This is a genomic window from Paenilisteria riparia FSL S10-1204 (genome assembly GCF_000525995.1).
Lineage (GTDB): Bacteria > Bacillota > Bacilli > Lactobacillales > Listeriaceae > Listeria_A > Listeria_A riparia.
In genome coordinates, this window is record NZ_AODL01000062.1 from 1 (window position 1) to 991 (window position 991).

A 991-nucleotide genomic window follows, 5' to 3' on the forward strand; every position below is an offset into this window, starting at 1 on the left:
GTTTCAAGCGGTTATAAGAGGCTTCCAGTGTGAAGTGTTGGCTCGCTTCATAGAGAGTTTTGGCTGCACGTCTGTAGACAGCAGAATCAGATAAGGCAAGTTGTGTCTTCTCCAAAAAGTCGGCTTCTGTATCAACAAATAATTCGTAATCCGCGCCAAGGAGTTGTTCATGCATTTTGGTGCGTCGTAATAACACGGGTTTGCCAAGTCGGGCATATTCGAGTAATTTCGTTGATAATTCAACGGATGCATCATTATCAATCGTCTCACTTCGCCAACTAATCCCAATATCGGATTGGGCAATATAGGCTTGCGATTCCGCGCGGGAGACAGCCCCCATCCAGTCGATATTCGCTGTTTCTTGGAAGGCCTGCTGAATCGCGCCTTTTCGTGCGCGTAATTCGCCTTGAAACTTATCGCCTACAATACAAAACGTGACGTCTTTATCTGTCAGTTGTTGCGCCGCACGGATGATTTCTTCGGTGTACCATTCTTCGGCAAATTTACCACTATAGATCAGTTGATTCTGCCGATTGCGGTAGTCCGGCGTAATCGGTTGTGCGGGAATCATCGGGGAAAGAATTGCTACTTTTTCTCCGTCCACTCCCATCAATTCCCTAAAAATGGCCCGCGTGGCTTCGGTTTGTAAGAACATATTTGGAAAAGCATCATACACTTGGCGTAAGTCAGCGCGTTCTTCCGCAGAAATCGTATCGGGATCGTGGGTAAAGTCCGTGATATACGGGATAGTTTTCTTCATTAAGGTAGGGTGTTTCATCATTTCCTTCACTAAGGCAAAGCCGCGGATAATGATGAGATGGTAGTGATGTTGTTGATCCAGGGCTTCCATGCGCGTCAGTGCTTCTGCGACATTAATCCGATTGCCATTCGTAACGGCTAAATCGGGAAACGTTTGAAATGGTTCTACTAATCGTACATTGCTAAAATTCGAAATGCCGCTGGTCAATCGTGTATTTTGTTCTTTTGCTTT

1 protein-coding gene is annotated in these 991 nt (G+C 45.7%); it reads right to left on the minus strand.

Annotation, left to right across the window (positions count from 1 at the left end; translation table 11 throughout):
- Nucleotides 1–991, minus strand: a 991-nt coding sequence (locus tag PRIP_RS15995; protein ID WP_036102683.1) for a glycosyltransferase, incomplete at both ends; no start/stop codon positions are given.